The organism is Tichowtungia aerotolerans (genome assembly GCF_009905215.1).
Taxonomy (GTDB): domain Bacteria; phylum Verrucomicrobiota; class Kiritimatiellia; order Kiritimatiellales; family Tichowtungiaceae; genus Tichowtungia; species Tichowtungia aerotolerans.
In genome coordinates this window covers 2507401-2528111 of record NZ_CP047593.1, presented here as the reverse complement: position 1 = coordinate 2528111, position 20711 = coordinate 2507401, and the positions used below count along the sequence as shown (strand labels likewise).

General features: G+C 52.3%; 12 protein-coding genes. All 12 read right to left on the bottom strand.

Annotated elements, in window-relative coordinates; all coding sequences use genetic code 11:
- The 12 genes from GT409_RS10305 to GT409_RS10250 all read right to left on the bottom strand — a co-directional run bounded on the left by GT409_RS10305 (position 1) and on the right by GT409_RS10250 (position 20696).
- A complete protein-coding gene (locus GT409_RS10305; protein WP_160629006.1) occupies positions 1-177 on the bottom strand; it encodes a hypothetical protein in 177 nt (58 codons plus the stop codon).
- Complete coding sequence (locus GT409_RS10300; RefSeq protein ID WP_160629005.1) at positions 170-1105, bottom strand: hypothetical protein; 936 nt, start codon at positions 1103-1105, stop codon at positions 170-172. Before GT409_RS10300 ends, GT409_RS10305 begins: the two co-directional genes overlap by 8 nt.
- Positions 1106-1123: 18 nt before the next feature.
- Positions 1124-2869 carry an SGNH/GDSL hydrolase family protein gene (locus GT409_RS10295; protein WP_160629004.1) on the bottom strand — a complete coding sequence of 582 codons (1746 nt, stop codon included), beginning with the start codon at positions 2867-2869 and terminating at the stop codon, positions 1124-1126.
- A 150-nt stretch (positions 2870-3019) separates the two neighbouring features.
- Complete coding sequence (locus GT409_RS10290) at positions 3020-4501, bottom strand: sulfatase family protein (RefSeq protein ID WP_160629003.1); 1482 nt, start codon at positions 4499-4501, stop codon at positions 3020-3022.
- A 23-nt stretch (positions 4502-4524) separates the two neighbouring features.
- On the bottom strand, positions 4525-7317 hold the full coding sequence (locus GT409_RS10285) for a right-handed parallel beta-helix repeat-containing protein (protein WP_160629002.1): 2793 nt from the start codon (positions 7315-7317) through the stop codon (positions 4525-4527).
- Between the two features lie 23 nt (positions 7318-7340).
- Entirely contained in the window at positions 7341-9137 is a 1797-nt protein-coding gene (locus GT409_RS10280) for a right-handed parallel beta-helix repeat-containing protein (protein WP_160629001.1), read from the bottom strand.
- A 16-nt stretch (positions 9138-9153) separates the two neighbouring features.
- Positions 9154-11043 (bottom strand): sulfatase, encoded by a 1890-nt coding sequence (locus tag GT409_RS10275; RefSeq protein ID WP_160629000.1) that lies wholly within the window; start codon positions 11041-11043, stop codon positions 9154-9156.
- Positions 11044-11058: 15 nt separating this feature from the next.
- Positions 11059-13380 (bottom strand): hypothetical protein, encoded by a 2322-nt coding sequence (locus GT409_RS10270; RefSeq protein ID WP_160628999.1) that lies wholly within the window; start codon positions 13378-13380, stop codon positions 11059-11061.
- Positions 13381-14007: 627 nt separating this feature from the next.
- Positions 14008-16689 (bottom strand): right-handed parallel beta-helix repeat-containing protein, encoded by a 2682-nt coding sequence (locus GT409_RS10265; RefSeq protein WP_160628998.1) that lies wholly within the window; start codon positions 16687-16689, stop codon positions 14008-14010.
- Positions 16690-16724: 35 nt separating this feature from the next.
- Complete coding sequence (locus tag GT409_RS10260; protein ID WP_160628997.1) at positions 16725-18515, bottom strand: right-handed parallel beta-helix repeat-containing protein; 1791 nt, start codon at positions 18513-18515, stop codon at positions 16725-16727.
- A gap of 41 nt (positions 18516-18556) precedes the next feature.
- Positions 18557-19105 carry a hypothetical protein gene (locus GT409_RS10255; RefSeq protein ID WP_160628996.1) on the bottom strand — a complete coding sequence of 183 codons (549 nt, stop codon included), beginning with the start codon at positions 19103-19105 and terminating at the stop codon, positions 18557-18559.
- Positions 19106-19118: 13 nt separating this feature from the next.
- Positions 19119-20696: a sulfatase family protein gene (locus GT409_RS10250; protein ID WP_233231529.1), complete on the bottom strand. Its 1578-nt coding sequence runs from the start codon at positions 20694-20696 to the stop codon at positions 19119-19121.
- Between the last annotated feature and the right edge of the window lie 15 nt (positions 20697-20711).

Genomic DNA, 20711 nt, shown 5'->3' with positions numbered 1-20711 from the left:
TTATTCAATTGTGATCAGCCGTCGGTACATGGGCGCCTTGTTCTGGTCTTTCATCTGCATCCGGGGATAATAAATATAGAACCGGTTTCCCACAACAAGACCGTCATCGACAGGACTGTTGTAATCAACGAATGCCGCATACGGTTGCATGGCGTCTTCCTCAGTCTCGTCAATCACAGCCGATTGTTTGTTTCCAGTCGAGGCCGTCTTCTGATGAGAACAGCAGCAGTTTTCCGGCGCCATGCGTGTGGATCGTCATCAGGTACTGATCGAGAGCGGTACAGAAGGCCGCATCGGCATGCAGGTCTTCGCCGCCATAGCCCCGGGGCAGAATATCGCCACCCGGCCGGCCGGACAATCCAGGCACATCCCACTTTCCATCGCGATATTTATGCCATGTTGTCACTTTGTACCGGACGGCCGCCTGTACAACCTCGTCCAGCGGAGCGCGAACCACACAGGCCAGTCTTTGCCCGGAAGCAGTATCCGTATCGTTGAAATACGCATAGATATACCCCTCCCGCAGGATATAGGCGCCGCCGCCTACGTTTACCGCATCGTTGGCGGCTTTAGCGATTTCGCCGCAATAAGTCCAGTGATCCCCGCCGTCGGTTGAATCCCCGAGGCCGAGGGCAAAGCGGTGTCCGCTTGCATACTGATCCGGACGATCATCGGGATAGCGGTATTCCGCGTGCGTAACGGCCAGGAGGCCGCCGGTTGCAAGCCGGTGCACGGCCAGTATCCAGATGCCGGCCTCGGCGGTGTCCTGATAATGGCCGTTGTAATCCCAGCATTCCTCTTCCGTCCTGCTCTCCAGATGAATCTTCAGCGGACCTTCGGGCGGCCCGGAAAACCACCAGTGACGGCTGCGGCGCTCACCGCCGGGTTCGAACCGACAGCCGAACGAACCAAAAAAGCAGACGGCATTTCCCTCTTTCCTGAGAGTGGAAATGGTTCCGTCGTAGCGGATGGGAATCTCGTCCATGGTGTAGAGCAGTTCCGCATCCCCGACCCGGATGGCCTGGGCATTCGCTGCGGTCAAAGCGGAAAAAACCGCCATGAGGCCGCAAAAGGACATAATCTTTTGTAGAGATTTTTTCTTCATTTCGAAAAGATTTTTTCTTTATTCTGATTTGCTGCGACCCTTCAGTTCGACACGATCAATCTCTGATATCCCTGGAAGGAAGCGGGTATAAAGAACGAGCGAAGTCAGAGGCTCTGCCACGGGAATCACCAGCTCGTAGTCATGCCATTTCCCATCGTTCACAACCGCAAAATCTTTGCGGTTGCCATTTGCCACTTTCGGGGAAGAGGGTGTAGTCCAGAACGCCACCCCCCGCTCGCCCGTGGCGGTCCCGCCGACCGAACGGAGACGAATATTTACAGTGTATGGCCCGCCGAGGGTTAAAATATCCTTATGGATAATACGCGCCCTGTCCGCCGTTTTGGACCCGATCATTTCTATGTGGAGGATTCCGTCCGCCAGACTTTTCTTGCAAGTACTCTGGGTTTCCCATCCCTCCAACGTATCAAAATCCCAGACCAAGACGCTCGACGCGTCCTTTTCCCGAGGAATGGTGAACCCATCGTCAATCTCCTGTTCCACCTTTACCTCCAAAAGCGACATGTCAATCGTACGCTGCTCGACCTCATCGGCCCCGGTGTCTTGCAGTTCATCCACAAACAAACCGTGCAAAACAATCTTCTCTGAATCGACCGGAATCAGTTTAAGGCGGTGTTCCATATCAGGATCCAGCGCGTTTGAAAACAGTCTGAACCGACCCTTGAATTTTGATTTCCCCTTGCCCGACTTCCGATAAATGCCGAGTGCTTTCCCGTCGAGAAAAACTTCGACGGCACCGCTCTGAAGCCAGGCACCAATGGACGTTCCCTTCAATACCAGTTCCAATGCCGCATCAGGATCTGTTGTGACCAGACTGGGGTAGCCGACCAGGCAGGGCTCACGCTCCCAGCGCTCCGTATACTCTTCAAGATTCCAGTCGCCGGTTGCGTGCGGCATCAGCTCCCGGGCGGGAATAAATCGCGGGAATCGCGGGGACGGCTCAACGTTTTCAAACGGCTGCTTTTTAAAATTGAATGGTTCATTGGCAAACGCTTTTTTCAACACGGCAATCACACCTTCGGCATAGGCCCGGTGCCCCTGCATAGAGGGATGCACGCGGTTTCCAGCACTCTCAGGCCCGTCAAAAAGCCGGTCGCGTTCAAGTCCCTCCGGAAGCGGATCTTTATAACAGACCCTGGTGATATCCGCAAACGGCACCTTAAACCAATGCGCCGCCCTTTCTGTCATTTCAGCACTGGCACGAAACAGTTCATGCTCCCGGGTCAACGCGTCGCGATAAGTGCTGATAGGAATAAAGATCGCGCAGTCTGGATTCTGTTTTTTCACGCGGGAAATGATGCTTTGATAGGTTCGTAGAATGGACCGGCGATCGAAGGGATTCTCCTTTGTGATTTTGCCCACCCCTCCATCGTTAATCGCATACTCAATAAACAAAAGATCGGGCTTATAGGAGAGAATATCCCGGGCCAGACGATAGGAGCCCATCATGCTGCCCGTGGCACCGAGCCCGGCAGACACCTGCACGAACTGGCCCGGCTTTTGTTCGTAGGTTTCGCGAAGCCATTCGAAGGTCAGCGCCCGCCAGGAATCGCGGTTGATGTCCATGTCATAACGATACTTCCTGCCGACTCGATCCACCCCTTGCGCAGGCGAGGTGGAACCGCCAACCGTGATCGAACCGCCGAGATACGCGACCGTGATCGGCTCACCAGCCCGGGCTTTTTGAAGAAACCGCTCATAGTCCGGCAGCCCATAGGCCGCCAACCCGGCAAGCATGATCAACATTAAAAAACTTTTTTCATATCCCGCTCCTCTACATGGTTCTGAACATGCCGAATTGCACATTGGGAAAGACAACCGGCGCTTTCTGCTTACATTAAACATTTCGTGATTTCCCAAGGCTTGGAAAAGCGTCTGAATCCTGAAGCATCGAACTCAATCCCCCCCCAGATATTCCTTCAGCCCGCTGTACGGTTTCCCGGCGGCCCGCTTGCGGATTTCCGCCCCCCAATGCGGCCACAGCTCATCCTGCACCCGCAGCGTTTCCTCCAAAATCTCCAGATTGCCGGTCGTTCGCGGATCACCGGTCCTGCGGCCGGCTTCAGCCATCATCGCCTTAAGCCGCTCCCTGACAGGTGCGTATTCAGGATTATCGATCAGATTTTTATATTCCCACATATCGTTCTGCAAATCGTAGAGTTCTACGATCCGCTCCGGACGGTCCGCATTCGGATACTTTACAATATATTCATAGCGCCCGTCACGGATCGTACGGGTTGTGCGCGGGTGCGTATGCCATTCGCTTCCGGTCATCACAAAATCGCGTTCGGGGTCAATCCGGCCCGATTGACTGGAAAGAACCAGTTCGAGAAAACTTTTCCCCGTCATAAACGGTGGAACCTGGACTCCGGCGGCCTGAAGAAAGGTCGGTGCGATATCGATGGATTTGATGAAATCGTCAATCACGCGCCCCGGCGGCACCGTCCCTTTCCACATCAGCGCCATCGGCACATGGCACCCCGCATCGTACGCGGTGTTTTTTCCCTTCATTCGACGGGGATCCATGTCGGTGCCGTTTCGCCTCGCGACATCTTCAAGCAGCCCGCCCGGATCGCTGTCAGAGCCGTTGTCCCCGATATAGAGCACAAGGGTGTTTTCAAGCAAATCCTGCTGTTCAAGAGAGGCCAGCATCTGCCCCACCTGGCGGTCCGCGTTCAGGAGTTCATAGTAAAACCCGAACGGTTGAAGATACGGATTGTTGCCCGGATCCTGATTGATCCGGCCGGCATCGACATTGAATTCCTCTTTGAGCAGTTTTTCCGCCTCCTGCTGATCCGGCCAAACGGCGTGCGGCTCATGAATCCCCGCCCAGAAAATAAACGGTTTACCGGTATCGCGTTCGGCAAGAAATGCAGCAAAATTCGCGGGAACATCGAAGCAATTGAGATAATCGCGTTTTTCGTAATCCCTGATTTTCAAATCATAAAACCCCTTGCCGGCCATCCCGGTCTGGCCTTCAAGCGGACAGATACCCGGCCCCCAGGGTTTCCCCGTGAATGCCGACTGGTATCCGTTGTTTTCCAGGATCTCCATCACGGATGTGAATTTTTTGGGGAAATAGGACAGCATACACGCGCCCTGTTCCAGCTCCCAGCTGTTGCGGCCCGTGAGTATCGCGGCCCGCGACGGGCCGCAGGACGGAGCACTGACATAGCCGCGCGTAAAAAGCACCCCTTCCTCGGCCAGACGGTTGAAATGCGGGGTTTTCAGATTGGAGTGCCCGTAGATGTCGTGTTCAAACCAGCTCTCGTCATCGGTAACAATCAGCAGCAGATTGGGCCGCGGACTGTTTTTTTCCGCAAAAGCGTACCCCGCAATCAGCAAGGCCGCAGCACAGATTGTCGATATCGTTTTCATGTGATCCTTTTAGTATTTTCCCATCAATTAAATTCAACCCGCCCCTCATCCACATTGTTTGTCAGGGTGATGTCTTCTGAGTACTGGACGGTAATCAGCGGTCCGGAGGTCGATCCGCTCGTGAAGGTATTGCCCAGCGCCGTCAGATTGGACACACCGCTCAGCTCCAAGGCCGGCCCGGAAACTGCATTAAACGTATTGTTTAAGACATAAATGTTTTTTTGTATCGGAGTGTCCATAAACCCAGTCAGCTTCAAGGAGGAAATTAATGCACAGGGATCGGCATTGCCATATCCGCACTCCGAAATCCGGTTGTTCTGAATGACCAGATTCTGAGACCAGAACCCTTCCGGCCAATTAATATTGTTTTCAACAACCACTCCGGTTCGGGAAAGCCCCTCAAACACATTGTTTTCAATGAGTCCGTAACTTGCCTTAAGCAGCATTCCGTAACGCCGGCCATCGTGCATGGTGTTGTTACGATACACAAAACGGTTTCCGATGGCGTCCAGATTATAGGCATGATCGTAAATTTTCCAGCCGCGCGTATCAATGGGTGTTCCCGGCGGTGCGATGTTGAGCGCTCCAACCGGGTCGGCAACGGTGAGTGTATTACCCGAGAACGATACCACCGTTGTGTCCTGCAGAACCTGTCCGGCATTTGGATCAAAAAAGACCAGCCGATCGCCGGGAAGAACAGGCGCACGCGCGTAAACCGTCATTTGCGTGGAAGAGAGCTGTTCCAGAATATAAACAGGCAACCCGTAAATATTCAGGCAGTCGTCCGACAACCCTTCGAAATCGCAGTTTTCAATCCATGGGCCGATACGGGCCGACTGACAATGAACCCCGTCCGCTCCGCTAACGATCAGACGATTGCCTTTCAGCTGTCCGCTGCAGTTTAAGACGTTCAACTGAGAGGTCCGGGAACCAACAAACAGCGATCCGGGACAGGCGTAGGCTGTGATTCGGTCAAATGTAATATTTTCTGATAATCCATAGCGCCCGATCGAAGCCGACCGTCCGTTAATGACAAACGGATCCCCCACTTCAAAATTGGATATCCGGCCGGCGTCCGCCAGCACGACACGAAACAAACCGCTGCCCTCCGCAAGAATGTCGCTGTAGCTGAAAAAGGATGGACAGTCCGCCTTCAACCGTCCGGGATGAGACGCATCCTTCAGCATCCCCCACGAATCGCAGCTCGCAAAAAACGGATCGTTCGGCTCCGGAAACCCGGATTGAAGCCCAAACAGGAAACTGCCGTTACCGGTGTCAATCGACTGGACGATCCCCTGGGAAAAGGGCAGCGGATCGTAATCAACGGAAAAATTGCGGACAATCAGGTTTTCAGAGGACCAGACCCAGACAAAAGACACATCCTGGCGATGAATCAAAATTTCTGCATCGTGTCCATCCACAACCAGATTCTTACAGTTTATCAGCGGAACAGCGGCGTTGGCGCTGCTCATGGAAAAATCCGCAGTTGTCGCAAAAAAATCATATATGCCCGGATCAAAATCGATCTGTACAGGTCCCTCAAGGGACCGGGCCTGTTCGATTGCTGCCACAACGGCATCGCGATCATCCTGTCCATCATCTGGAACCGCACCGAAATCGGCCACACTCACATGAACAGCCCCTTTCAAACAGATCAGCGGCAAGGGTCGCCCTTTAAGAATTGATGCCCGCAGAGCCTCGGCTGAACCGGTCTTCGCCACAAACAGACGCATATATTTCTGCTCATCCTCCATACCAACCGAATTGGTTGCAAAATCCAGTATTCCACCCGTGATGTTGGTTCCCTCAATCCTGCAACCGTTCCCCGTCCACAGTCCGGAAACAAGGTTTGCATTCTGTTGGACAAAATAGTTCAACCCATTGTTCGGGCGGGACAACTGCGGATGAACAAACCGGAATTGGTTTGTACCGTCGACATTCACGGTTTCAAACTCAAAATCCCCTCCCCGGTCCGCGGCATCGACCGGGTTTCCACCCAATCCGTATTCATATAAGTTGTTCAACCCGTCGCCGTCGAAGTCGTTTGTTTCGGCTCCGATATCAACACCCCATCCGCCCGCCCATGCGGCATAAGCCGAAGACGCACTTACGACCTGCAGACTGTCAATATACCCGCCGCCATCTGCCGCCGACGGCTGCAGCCGCAGTTGCATTTGCGCCCAACACACAACCGGGTCGGACGACACTCCAACCGGGAATTCATGTCCGAGAGCAAATCCATTGGTAAGTACAGATCCGTTGATCACCAAATCCATCGTCTGTTCAGCAATATGATAAGTCATCGTTGCAGTAATCACTTCGGAGTTGGCATAAATATGACGAAACGGCACGGACACATTCCCGTTGGTTCCGCCGCTATAGGTTCCGCCGCGAAGAATAACAGTACCCCCGGGATTAAACTGCACCACCGGACCGGTATTTGCATCCGTGGTCAGCAGTCCGTTGAAATCATTTTCCTGGAAACCGATCATTATCCAGTCGTTGGTCGGTGTACGCATGGTAACGGTGAATAAAATTTCAGAAAGGGTCAAATCATCGGTCAGCGGAGCTCCCCCCAGTTTAACCCGATAACCCGCCGTTGGAGCAAGAGGGTCGCTCGATTCCAACCGGCCCTCTCCATCCAGTCCGGTTTTAAAACTTTTTTGTTCAAACCCGACCGGCGGAATTTCCGGGACGGTTGCAGTCGCAACACCGGCGGCTCCTGTGAAATCATCCTGATAAACCACATCCGCATGAACGCCTGCCAGAAGACCGGCGGCCAGAAAAACACCGACTGTGTTGTTTAGGTTCATCATTTCCAACCGCTCACAGAGACCGATTATTCAAATCGAATATCAATGGATGACCGGTCAATTTTAACGGCTTCCTTATCGGGTATCGCCGTTCCGTCCGTCCGGGAAAACCCGTTGCCCTTAAATGTAATGTTTTCTGCACGCTCCACTTCAACCGGCGCTCCGGCATCAAAAACAATCCTGTTGTTTTCGAACAGGATATCGCCGGTGACCGGTCCCATGCCGTCCGGACCTTTGGTCCGGATAACAACCGGCGCCCATGCCGTATTGGAAATCCGGTTACCTCGAACACGGAGTCCGCGCGGAAACGGCCCTTCATAAAAAGATCCGGATTCATTGCAGAACTCCAGCGCCCGACCGCAGACTCCGTCGATTACGTTATTTTCGATCAGTCCGCGGCAGCGGGCTAAAACTGCATGCCGACGCTGAATCCCGAAAAAGTTGTTGCGAACAACAAAGCCGTCATTGGCACAGCTCAAATTGTAAAACTGTGTGGCTTTCACATCCTTCTTCGGCCGCATTTCACCGGTAAGAATTCCATCGACCGGACGGTCCAGGGCAACGATGGTTCCATCTGAATTAACGACTGAAAACTCCGTATCCCAACTGCCTTGGCCCGGTTGAAACACACCGACCTGATCACCCGGCTCAAAGCCCGCCGAGGTCAGCTCGAACTGATTCGGAGCAATTACCTTTCTCACCATAACCGCATCGGCACTGAGATTGATACTGTCGTCGAAAAGGCCTTCAAACCGGCAGTTTTCAATCAACGGCCCAACCCGATTGTTTTTGCAATGGTTGCCATCCCGCCAGGAAGCGATGAGGCGATCCGACCCGGGCAGCCAGGTGACCGTACAGCCCCGAACCGTTACCGGCCCCACGTTGCGCCGAATCCCGAAAACCATTCCCGGCCGGGCGGAATAGAACGTGATATCCTCCATCACAATATCTGCTGATTTGCGAATCTGAATATTCTGCTCATACATCCAGCCTTTGTCCTTGAGGCTGAAATATTCCTCCTTTGTCCGCCGAAAACGCGGAAGCACAAACCGCTCTCCAACGCGCAGGTCTGCCATATATTTCCAGTAAGGCTCCGCAACAGAAACCTGAAAAAGCCGTAACTCCCGCTCACCGGCAGGCACTACCGAATCGACAAACAAATGGTTAGGGAAACCGGACTTCAACCGGCGCGACTCCGCCTCGATCACGATACCCCACTGCCATGGACTGCGGGCGCTGTTGCGATTCTCCCACTCGCCCGGTTCCGGCAGCGCAGATGCCGGATTGTCGAAAAAATGTCCCTCCTGATCCATCCACTCCCCCGACGGCGGCAATGGAAAACCGGCCTGAATTTCCCAAGCAAAACATCCGGCAGCCGGATCAACAGAAACCACCGCCCCCTGCATGAACGGGAGCGGGTCATGCTGAATCACAAAGTTTTTGAAGATAACGCTCCGACTGTTGAAACAGCGGACCACTCCATTAACAGGATTCAAAATCAAAGTCGCACCCTGCCCGTCCACTTCAACACGAGTCATGTCCGACAAATCAAACATTGCATCACAAACCGTCTGCTTTCCAAAACGATAGGTTTTTTCTGAAAAAACCAACCGGACCGGACCGCCACAACGCCGCATGGCGACCAGCGCTTCCAGCAAGGCCGAACTGTCGTCATGAACCCCATCACCGACCGCGCCGAATTCTTCCGGAGTAAATGTGCGAACTTCAGACGAAGTCAACATGCATCCGGCCAAAAGCAGGCCAACACACATACAAATCGTTCCACGCCAAATCCATCGGGCTGATTGTGCTTTTGAAATCATGATTTCCTTTTCCGGTTTAATCTATTGAAAAGTCCCACGGCTGCAGCAGTGTACCATCTGCTTTAAAAAGCTTGATCCATTCTACCTGGGCAGGCGCCTGCTTTCTGAGTCCCAGATCAATCCTCAACCCCGCCAACGGAGCAGCAGCGCTAAAGTCGATTGAATGCTCTTCCCACTCACCGGACTTCAGATGAAACGGAATTCGACGATCTGCACCAAATTGTTTCTGATCACCCTCACGCCAAAAGAACACACCATGCGGCACCCCAGAAACCTTTGTGCGAATACAGACCCGAAGTGGGCCCTTCGCGTTCGGCAGCCGGGAAGTCGCAATACCCCGCGTGTCTACACAAAGGCCCCCGTCTTTCAACGATAACGGATTCCCCGGCCCCGACTCGATCCACCCCTGAAAATTTTGCTGCACAGGCGAAGCCTGAGCAGCAGACAAATCAGGTTTCTCATAATCCGGATTCGGGATCGGCATGCGCGCATTGGTATCTTTGTAGTGCTGCTGAAGCATGGCTTTCATTGCCGCGACCCGTTCCGGATACCGATCCGCCAGATTCTGCGTTTCGCCGATATCATCATTCAGATTGTAAAGCTCGTAAGGTTCCGGATAAAACCGGCCGGGATCAAACACCTCGATCAACTTCCAGTCACCCTGGCGCACCCACGCTCCGGCAGGAGACCACTTTCCGAATGAATGAGGAAAGAAACAGAAAAGCCCGTCACGCTGAATATCCCGACCTTTCAAAAGCGGAACCAGACTGACTCCATCGATTATCTGCTGAGGATTCGGCGCAATGCCGCACATCTCCAGCAGTGTCGGATAATAATCAATGCCCATAATCGGCGTCTCATCCACGCGCGACTGATCAGTCACCCCTGGCCACCGGATCAGCGCAGGCACACGGGTTCCGCCTTCAAAAACCGAAGCTTTCCCGTTGCGCAGCGGCGCATTGCAGGTCGCTGGAATCCCCTGTTCCTCCTTAGGGCCTTTCTTAACCACGCCGCCATTGTCTGAAGTGAAAATAATAATCGTATTTTCATCCAATCCGCTCTTCTCCAGGTCGTCGAGCAACCGACCGAGACTCTCATCCATGCTCTCCAGCATAGCCGCCATCGTGGGACTTTTCTGAAGTCCGGTCGGGTCCGGATGATGCTTAAAATAATCAATCTGTTCCTGCTTGGCATACCACGGACCATGAACCGCCCAGTGCCAGAGACACAGAAAAAACGGTCGTTGATCTCCATTGTGAATATACCGGAGCGCCTCCTCCGTGGCCCGATCCGTCAGATATTCTCCGTCCGGACCGTCAGCAACCGTCCCCGCTTTAAACTGATACGGCGAGAAATACGTTCTCGGTCCGGCATCCGGAGCCCCGTGAAACGTAAACTCAAACCCCTGCTGTTCCGGCCAATAGGCTTCATCCAAACCCAAATGCCATTTGCCGACAAATCCGGTGCGATACCCTGCATCACGAAACGCTTCGGCGACTGTGTATTGCTCCAGTTCCAGCACCCGTTTTGAGTTCGGCAAAAGCACCGGACTCCACGGTTTGGGGTCCTGATATTCAGGAAGGTCCGGATCAATCGGCAGATGGCCCCAGGCCGTGGTCAGGCCGTGCCGTGCGGGATATTGCCCGCTCATGATGCCGGCCCGGCTCGGGGAGCAGAGCGGACTGGCGGAATAGGCGTTTACAAACCGTACACTGGACTGTGCCAGCCGTTCCAGCGCTGGTGTTTTATAGAACTGACTGCCGTACACCGAGCTGTCCATCCAGCCCATATCATCCACCAGAAAGAAAACGACATTCATTTTCTGCTCAGACGGTTTCGCATGAACCTGTGAAGACATTGCCACCAGAGCCAGAGCACCAAATCCCGATAGTTTCTTGCAATTCATGGAATTCACCTGCGGTTATTGAGTTTTACGGAGGAAGAATGCATCGTGAGGCTGAACCGTCAGAGGTTTCACGACCGGTTTGCCATTATTGTGCTCCGGATCCTGCAGGCCGTTGATCCGGCAATAGGACTCGCCGGGAAACAGCTGCCTGAAATCAACAGCAGCCGGTTCGGAATAGGAGCCGTTCAGGATCACCAGGCCGTTTTCAAATTTCCGATAAAGCACATCGCCGCAGCCTTTCCGAATCTGCAGGTTTTCGATAACCGTTTCGCCTGTATTTTCAGTGAGATCAATCTGCAAAACGCCGGTGCCGTCTGCCGGCGCCTTCAGGGTCAGCGTACAGGTGCGGGGTTCTTCAAAAACCAGCGCTTCCTGAAAATAAGAGCCGTCAAAATTGCCGAAATCGACTTCTTCAATTCCGTTTACCGCCAGTCGGAACCGGATGTTTTTGGGAATTCTGCGATAGCGCTCTTTCAGTTTTTTCCAGGGATTGGAACCGGAAACGGTGAACGTGAGCGTGTAATCCGCATCTTTTTCGAACCGGGTTTTTCCTAAATCAAGTTCGGCGTAACAGCTCCATGAATCTTTGTCCTCGCGCCACAAATCCACCTGGTCCACATTCAGGGAAAAGCGGTGTTTATCACGTTCCGGCTGTCCGGCGTCCCACTTCCCTTTCGCGTGCATAACAGGCGGTTTCCTGCCCTCTTCAAAACGGTAAAGCACCGGGCTCAGATGCGTGCCGATGCGTGTCGCTTCGCCAACCGGCCGCCCGAGCCAGTTATAATTGGTCAGAACGCCTTCATGATATTCGTCGTAGTCAGGGGGAAGCGGGAATCTGTATTTTTTGCGCTGTTCAACTGCGGCCGGATACTGAATCAGTTCCGGGCTGCTTTTATCGGCGGATCGGGAAATGTCCTTGCCGGCGTAACCGGATGTCATGCAGGCGCTGGCCATATCCATGCGCCAGTGACTGAGAGTCATCACTCCGGTCAGTTTTAACGCGTCTCCGCCGTGATAAATTTCGTCGGGGTTCTTATTGCTGACAAAGGTGCTGTCCGGTTTGCAGCCCCGTTCCTTCCAGAGCAGCAGACGGTCCAGCATGCTTGAATATGTACAGGGCATGAACCAAACGGGGTGCATGGAGTATTCGTATTCCCCGCCATTGAGCAGATCGAAAAAGCGCTGGTCTTCATTGTGGTTGGAGTCCCCCATCAGGATACAGTCGTCTCCAGTTCCTTTAAAGACGCCGGGAAGGCCGTTGCGAAGCGTGTAAAAGAAGTCGTAAATGCCAAGCGGCCAATAGTTGATGTTATCGAAAAAGAAAGCATCCGCTTCTCCGTCATTGTTGCAGTCCACCTTTCCGGATATGCGGGTGGAAGGATAAAATGTTCCAACGGACACATCGAAAACCAGTCCGTCAAGGGTCGGATAATCGTTCGTTTTAAAATTCGCGTACCATTGGGCCAGGAACTCCCGGGCATTTAGTCCGGTGCGCGGGTCGCGCGGGCAGAAATCGGTCAGATTCGGAAGCCATGGCTGCAGAATCGCATCATCCGGCCTCGTGAAAAGGTGCTTGAGCTCGTTCCGAATGTAGAGTTCGACCGAATTGGCCGCGATATACGTTCCGGCGGGATAAGCTTTCCAACCCTTGGAAGTTTTCCAGCGGCGGATTGTTACTGTCCCCTGTGCCTCGTCAAGCGCTGTGATTTTTCCCATTTCGGCATTCAGCCAGTCCAGCTTACCTTCGGCATCACGCGGACAGATGACCACTTCTCGGTGGTAGGCATCCCGGTTGAAAAGCTCTTTAAAATTGCGCCGGGTTACCGGGTGCCTGGTGGGCCGGAAATGTTCGGGTTTGGAAACCTGGACTGTGATGATTTCCGTATCCGCCGGAATATCGCCGAGCGAGCTGTCTCCGGCGTCATATGTCCACCAGCCGGGAAAATCGAACAACGGATACTTTCCGGTCCGCAAAAGTTCCAGTTGGGGTTCATGATTCAGTTTTTCAGGTTCCAGATATTCCAAATCTTCAAAGCGCTGAACTGGGAGCATCTCCCACGATCCCCAGAACCCGAGCCTCTCCATATTAATCTGAATCAGCGCCAGCCGATCCGGAAATTTCTGCTTAAATGTTTTCGCCGCATCTTTCCGGACATAGGTGTGCAGGTCGGAGACCACCATGTCCATGCGGTCATAACAGCCCTCATCCACAGCCTTTCTGTTAATGCTCCTGAAACTCATCGGCCGCGGATAACCGGAGGACGGTTCTGGGATTCCTCCTAACAGATTGGACACAACGGACGTTAAGGCTGCTGCAGCAATATGTCGTAATCTCATAAAACCCTTTTCTGTTCAGAATTCATGAGAACATGATAAAAAATGTGCATAAATTTGCAAATAAATACTGAATATATTATCGGTTGGATAATTTTAAAATATTATCCTTTTATTACAATAACTCAAATATCACTCTCTTTTGCCCCTCAGTATATCTCATTTTTTTTCATAAAAATCGAATAAACCGAACTGTTTATAAGCTCTCGCTGTTCACAACAGCGGTGCAGCATCAGAATAAATACGCAATTCAACAATTCGGGCCGTTTCCGCACCAATAATCAGACGCACCCGGTCGCTTATGATTCAGTTGAACCGGCGACGACGAACCCCTTGAAAATTATTCTGCACACGGGAACACGGCGAGAGAAAACTCTATAGCGTTTTTGGAAAAACTGTAGCCGATGGAGTGATTTCTAAAAATGCGGGGTAGGCACTCCTGCCTGCCATGTCGCAGACAAGAGTGTCTGCGTTACAACTTCCGTAACGGCCATGACATTTTTTAATTTGCTCTAAAACCCGGCTTAACGACAGACTCCCGGCCCCCGTCTTTCCAGACAAAAAGCCGGCCTGCACACAAAAACCGGACATTCTGCTGTTTTCACACAGTAAACAGCGAGATACATCACTTCAATGCACTTCAACTGGCAAAGACCGGATTTCAAACTGATCAAAATAAGCGGCTCCGGGGTCCTGTAGACGAAACAACAACTGCGCATAGCCAACCACCGGATCCGCTTCATTACCGTCTTCATCCTTATGCACAATTGGCAATTCGACCGCCACTGGATCCCCATCAATATAAAGGTCCACTGTTTTTGACAACACGTGATAAGCAAACTCCGCAGTGATCACATCGCCGGGAGAAAACAGGTTCCGAAACGTATCCGAAGAAACGGATGTCGAATGTCCGCCCCAGATATTAACAAACGTTGATCGAAACAGCACCCACGGCCCGGAATCCGATCCCGAAGAAAGCAGCGCGGCATCTCCGCCAAGCAACCCGATCGCAACCCATTCGGAATTCGTCGGGACCCGCAGTACGGCTTTCCATCGGATTTCCGTTACCGACGGATCGGCTGTCAACGGTCCGCCCGGAAGAGAAAACCGGTAATTTGCGTTCGGCACTGCAGACGATGTCGAAACCAGGTGCCCAAACCCGTCCACGGTCACATTGTATGCTGTTCCGGTCAGGCTGGACACATCCGAAAAATCAGAGGAGTAAACATCTGTAGATGCCATGTCGTTATACAGCACAATACAGTTGCTGCTGTTTTCAACATAAACCGCGGCATCCATCGGGCGCGTATCGAGCAGATGGTTTCCCGTCACGGTGGCGCCAGCAGTGTAGGCCAGCGACACAGCATGGTTTTGATCAACGGTCGCAAAAAACTCATCCGCACTTAAGTTGCTGACAGTATTGGAACAAATCAGCACATCTTCCGCATTTTCAATGCTGATTCCCATGCCGTCCCAATCACAGATCGTGTTTCCGGAAATTTCAACAGACCGGTGTACAGCCTGAGTACAAACGGTATTATAAGCACTGATGCCGAATTCAATAGCGCCATGTCCCTGATAAAAAAACGCATCGCTGTATCCGCAATCGACAATGGTATTATTCAAAACCCGAACATCCCGGCACTCCAACCCGCCGTCGAATGAACGGCTTTCATTTTCTGCATGAACCGCCGCCTCACTGAGTCCTTCAAAATGATTACCCTCAATGACCCCGCCATAGCTTTTAAACAGACACCCGAACCGCCGCGAATTCTGAAATGTGCTGTTGCGGATATACGCATCCGTATGCGCCAGTTTGTCGATATAGACTTTCGAATTCCAGTTTTCAAGACCGGGGTCTATTGTGCCGACATCCCTGTCCAACGTAAGCAACCAGCCGCCTCCGTCATCTTTTCCTCCAAGTAAAAACTCCAACTCGTTCACGGTAAATCTGCCGTTAAACAACCCTTCGGGCGCAGTATAAACGGTGACGGCATCCCCTGCTTCCAGATAGCGGGCGGAAAAGCCCCAGATTAAAACCTGATTGGAGGCCGGTTTGTCCAGCACATCGGACGGACCGTTGTTGCAGTTCACCGCATCATCAAACATCCCTTCCGTCAGGCACTCCTCAATCCAGAAGCCGGTGAGATACCCCGAACCGACATACCCGCCGTTGCTGTTAGACATCAGACGCCCCTTTTTAATCCGGCTTGCACAGCGCAGGAAATGAATTCCGTCATTCCAGTTGCCGATATAATGATTGGCCGCTCCGGCATAACTGGTAATCGCCTCATAAGTAACGTTGGTGCAAAACTGACAGAACATGACGAACTCCCCGTAGGTTCCGCTTTTGACAAACGTATCTCCCGGCTGGAAATCAGAAATGCGTCCGGCATGAGCATCGATGAGATACAGCCGGTACAGATTATTGCCAAGCGCATCGACCTGATCTTTAAAATCAAACCAGTTCGGCACATTAACCTTGAGGCGGCCCGGCGTATTGGTATCCATCAAACATCCCCAGCGCCGGGCGGAGGCATCACGAATGATCGGATCATCCGGCGGCAGATAATTTTCCAATGGTTGGAAAACAAATGATGCGGTCGCGGCATCGGTTGAAATGACGGTTCCGGCAGTATGTGTGGTCGGGATACCGTTCGTATTAAAATAGTCTACTTGGAAGTTGCGCAGCAGGATATCTGCACAGCTCTCAAGACGACAAAACCCGCTGTCGGGATTATCCATAATAATCAGACTGTCCTGCCCATCCACAATCAGGTCATGCACGTCTTCCAGCTGAAACAGCCACCGTCCATCCGGAACAGGCACCCGATAAGTGCCCGTTTCAAAAACAAGCCGGGCGGGTGTGTCGGCCGCAGCGGCGGCTATCGTGTTGGTAATCACATCGGTCGAATCACCAACCGAAACGGTGTAAAGATTCTGTGGCACAGAGATTGTCAACTGCCGAGAATCCGTCCAGCGGCCATGACTTCCGTCCCGATACCGCGCACGCACCCGCCACCAGCAGGTTCCGGCCGGCAGCGCATCCAGCGGCACATAGCGCGAAACCGGTACGGAATCGGTATCTTCCATGGTTTGGAACGTTTCATCCTGTGCAATCTGAATTTCGTACCGGTCCGCATCCGGGTCTTCACTCCATTTGAAATGCGGATGAATCATATACGTACTGTCCCCATCCGCCGGTGTCTGCAAAGAAACAGGCACAGACGAAATTGCAAACAGTAACATCGCAAACGAGATCGAGGATAAGAACAACACAACCACTCCTGCCCATATACGTTTGATCCTCATTTTTATTCCCTTCAGCTTCAGCCTGCTTTTACGCCTTATCTTGAAATGCTATGTTTAAACTCGAAACGCGAGTCTCCGGTATTATCTTCAAGTGACCGCAATTTCACGTTTTCACCGACAACCAGCGAACCGAACGCTGATCCGCTGTCAAACACATTGCCGTTCACGGTAAGGCCGTCCACGCCGTCGAAAACCGCCGCCGGACCGGAAACGGCATGGAATTCATTATCAATCAGGAAAATGTTTTTCTGAATGGGAGCGTCCATAACACCATGCAGCTTCAGGCTTTTAATCTGGATAGACGGATCGCCATGTCCATACCCGCATTCAGAAACCCGATTGCCGCGAACAATCAGGTTGCGGGTCCAAAACCCTTCCGGCCATTCCGGTTCATTGGAGATCTGCATTCCGGTACGGGAGAGCCCTTCAAACCGGTTGTTTTCGATCAGTCCGTAGCTGGCCCGCAGCAGGACACCGTACCGCCGACCGTCATGCATAGTGTTGTTGCGATACACATAATAATTTCCAACGGCATTCAGGTTATAGGCATGATCATAAATTTTCCATTCACGCGGATTCACTTTTGTCCGTTTAGCTCCCGGAGGCACTGTATTCAGTTTTCCCACCGGATCCTTCAGAACCAGAATGTTTTTCGAAAAGGAAACAACGGTTGTTTCCTGAATCACGTTCCCTTCATTCGGATTAAAAAAGGCCAGCCGGTCGCCGGGCTGAATCGCGGCTTTAGCATAAACCCGCATCTTCACAGGGGAAATCTGTTCCAGAATATAAATCGGAAGTCCGTAAATATTCAGGCAGTCATCCGACAGCCCTTCAAATTCACAGTTTTCCACCCAAGGGCCGATTCGAGATGCCTGGCAGATCACTCCCCCACCGCCATTGGTCATCAGCCGTTTCCCTATCAGCTTCATGCGGCAGTTCAGCACATTCAGTCGCGACGTTTCAGTGCCGATAAACACCGGACTCGGGCAGGCATACGCCGTAATGTTGTTAAACGTAATATTATCGGAATCATTATACCATCCAATGCTGGCAGACCGTCCGGTGATTGCAAAAACATCTCCCTTCGTAAAATACGAAGTTCTCCCCGGATTTTTTAAAACAATGCGATATTTATTCCTTTCAACTGGAGTCATCTCATCGAAAAAGAATACCGACGGACAATCTGCTTTCAGACGCCCAGGGTGCTCTGTATCTTTCAGCATTCCCCATGAATCGCAGCTTTTAAAAAATGCATCATCCGGCCTTGGAAATCCGGACTGCAGTTCAAAAACAAAACTGTTGTTAGCCTCATTGATCGAACAAACCGTTCCCTGAGAAAACGGCAACGGATCATAATCAGCCGTGAAATTCCGAATAATAATGTTGGTTGAATGAACAGCTGCAAACACAGAAACATCCTGCCTATGGATCAGCATATGCGCGCCATTTCCTTCGATCACCATATCCCGGCAATCCCGCAAGAATACACCGGAATTCGTATGATCGGAATATATATAATCGTCTGTTGCCGGCTGAATGTCGTAGCAACCGGACTCAAAAGAAATCTGAACCGGACCTTCCATACGGCGGGCCTTCAGAACCGCAGAAGCGATCGCCGGACGGTCATCTTTCCCATCATTCGGAACGGCGCCGAAATCACGAACGTTCAAGGTTGCCTTGACATTCAGGCACGTCAGCGGAGCCGATCGTTTTTCAAGGATGTGCTGCCTCAACTCGTCCGCAGACATCACTTCCTGTTCAACACTTGCTGCGCTGAAAGCCAGCTCGGCAACATATAACAGAAAGCAAATTATAATTCTTCGCATAATTTTTTACTCCGGTTTGTTTATTTTAATTGCAAAATAGTTCAGCGGGCAGCCCCGTGCTGTGCCGCAGTCACCGGACGCTCCATCCAGCTGTGCCATGCATAACGAACAGATTCAGGCTCCCGAACCTCAGAACAGATCAGGTTAACCGGAATTCCGCTTTTACGAGAGGCCAGAACATAATGGAGTTCTGGAATCGTTTGTGCGGCCCACGTTGTTCCCTGTTTATCACTGCCCAGCCCAAATGCCATGTTCAACTGCCCGGATGCCAGCCAGACTTCTCCAACAGTAAGATTGGAACACTGGCTCGATGGATGACCGGAAGAAGAAAGAGTCATGGTTCGCGCCGTGGAAGAAGCGGACATAGAATTCAAAACCACCTGCCACTTGCCACCATCACTCGCCACTGCCTTTTTTTCCTGCCCGGCAAAAGTCACCGTCACGGTTGCTCCGGGCGCCGCCGTTCCCCACACGTTCACTGGCATTTCGCACTGCAGCACGGCACCGTCGTTGGAAATCGGAGCAAACCCCAGTTCCGCACAGGCGAATTGCACCAGCATGCCAAAAATACAAATCATCTTTTTCATCATTATTGTCCTTCTTCTATGCTCCGCATACACGTTTCTGATCCACACGATCATAAGTTGACGCTTCACGCAGAAGCGCTTCCATCATGGACACTTTGATCGCACGGTGTTCAGCACTGTCCCAAAGATCGTTTCGCTCATACGGATCGGTTTTCAGGTCAAAGAGCTGTCCACCGCCAGTATGCGTGTAAACAATCAGCTTGTAACGCGAGTCGATGAGAGTGCGGACCCGATAAAATCCGCTGGCGTGCCAGTCTTCATCGTATTCCAGAAAAGCCGGTTTTTCCTCCAGCACATCGGTCCCGGAAAGCACCGGCCTCAATGAGCGGCCAGGAAACAGCACCGGCGGTGCTGAAAAGTTTTTGCGTGTGTCGAATTCCGAAACATCAATGCCGGTATAGTCAAGCACGGTCGGCACCAGATCCACCTGACTGACCACACTGTCCGACCCTTTTCCGGCGCGCAGCGTTCCCGGCACCCGCCAGATCATGGGAACACGCGCGAGCTCTTCATACATCCAGTCCGCTTTCTGAATAAGATGATGTGAACCGAGATATTCGCCGTGATCTGCAAGGAAAACGATGATGGTGTTTTCCAGCAGGCCATTGCGATTCATAGCATCCAGCATTTTTCCAATGCTGTCATCAATATGAGTGATCATTCCATAATACTGAGCCGCGGTTGCGCGCAGCGATTTTTCGTCGAACTGATACTGCTTCCCAAAAAAATCACGACGCTTCTGAAGCGTCCTCGGCTCGTCCACCGGTTCAAACGCTGTCGGACAGATACTCAGTTTGGAAGGATCATACATGTCGGCATAAGGCTCCGAGGCGGCAAACGGAAAATGAGGGTCCGGGAACGAACACCAGACAAAAAACGGGTTGTCTTTGTTCTCGTCCATAACCCGGATGGTTTTTTCTGCAATCCACGTGTTGTAATGCAGTTCAGGCGGAACCGTCATTTTCCATGTCTGATGCATTCCCTCCGAACGCCAAAACGCATGTTCCCGGCTGTATTTTTCATATACTCCGGGATGGTCCCTGCGCAGCTCATTGGTGTAGTCCCCAAAGCAGTAATTGACATGTCCGCCGATAAAGTCACTGCTCTGAAAACCGTAATAGTTATCCGGCAGCGACGTGATGGTTCCATCCATCCAGCTGTCGAGGGACTCTGCCGAATCCCGCGAGGAAAGCGGCTGGAAATGCAGTTTACCGACCGCATGAGTCCGATAGCCGTGACGAGAAAGTACCTGCGGCAGCGTCGGAATGTCTTCCGGCAGTTTGGTGCCGTTGGTAATGCATCCGTGCTGCCGGGGATACAGCCCGGTCATCATCGTGGCGCGAGCCGGCATGCAGACTGAATTGTTGCAATAGGCCCGGCGAAACGAACAGCCCTCACGGGCCAGCCGGTCAATATTCGGGGTTTTGACATCCGGGTTTCCGTTGCAGGCCAGCGCAACCGACTGCAGCTGGTCGCAGCAGATTACGAGAAAGTTCGGCTGTCCGCTTTTTCCATTCCATATGGAACCTTTGGACGCAAACGGCAGCGCTGCAGTTCCGGCGGCCATCCCTTTTACAAATGATCTTCTTTGCATTCTGTTCTCCTCTAA

What these genes read in the sequence shown, in the direction of transcription:
- GT409_RS10285 (WP_160629002.1), bottom strand. Translation starts at nt 7,317, where the DNA reads ATGATGAACCTAAACAACACAGTCGGTGTTTTTCTGGCCGCCGGTCTT.
- GT409_RS10260 (WP_160628997.1), bottom strand. Translation starts at nt 18,515, where the DNA reads ATGCGAAGAATTATAATTTGCTTTCTGTTATATGTTGCCGAGCTGGCT.
- GT409_RS10290 (WP_160629003.1), bottom strand. Translation starts at nt 4,501, where the DNA reads ATGAAAACGATATCGACAATCTGTGCTGCGGCCTTGCTGATTGCGGGG.
- GT409_RS10275 (WP_160629000.1), bottom strand. Translation starts at nt 11,043, where the DNA reads ATGAATTGCAAGAAACTATCGGGATTTGGTGCTCTGGCTCTGGTGGCA.
- GT409_RS10270 (WP_160628999.1), bottom strand. Translation starts at nt 13,380, where the DNA reads ATGAGATTACGACATATTGCTGCAGCAGCCTTAACGTCCGTTGTGTCC.
- GT409_RS10255 (WP_160628996.1), bottom strand. Translation starts at nt 19,105, where the DNA reads ATGATGAAAAAGATGATTTGTATTTTTGGCATGCTGGTGCAATTCGCC.
- GT409_RS10295 (WP_160629004.1), bottom strand. Translation starts at nt 2,869, where the DNA reads ATGTTGATCATGCTTGCCGGGTTGGCGGCCTATGGGCTGCCGGACTAT.
- GT409_RS10265 (WP_160628998.1), bottom strand. Translation starts at nt 16,689, where the DNA reads ATGAGGATCAAACGTATATGGGCAGGAGTGGTTGTGTTGTTCTTATCC.
- GT409_RS10300 (WP_160629005.1), bottom strand. Translation starts at nt 1,105, where the DNA reads ATGAAGAAAAAATCTCTACAAAAGATTATGTCCTTTTGCGGCCTCATG.
- GT409_RS10280 (WP_160629001.1), bottom strand. Translation starts at nt 9,137, where the DNA reads ATGATTTCAAAAGCACAATCAGCCCGATGGATTTGGCGTGGAACGATT.
- GT409_RS10250 (WP_233231529.1), bottom strand. Translation starts at nt 20,696, where the DNA reads ATGCAAAGAAGATCATTTGTAAAAGGGATGGCCGCCGGAACTGCAGCG.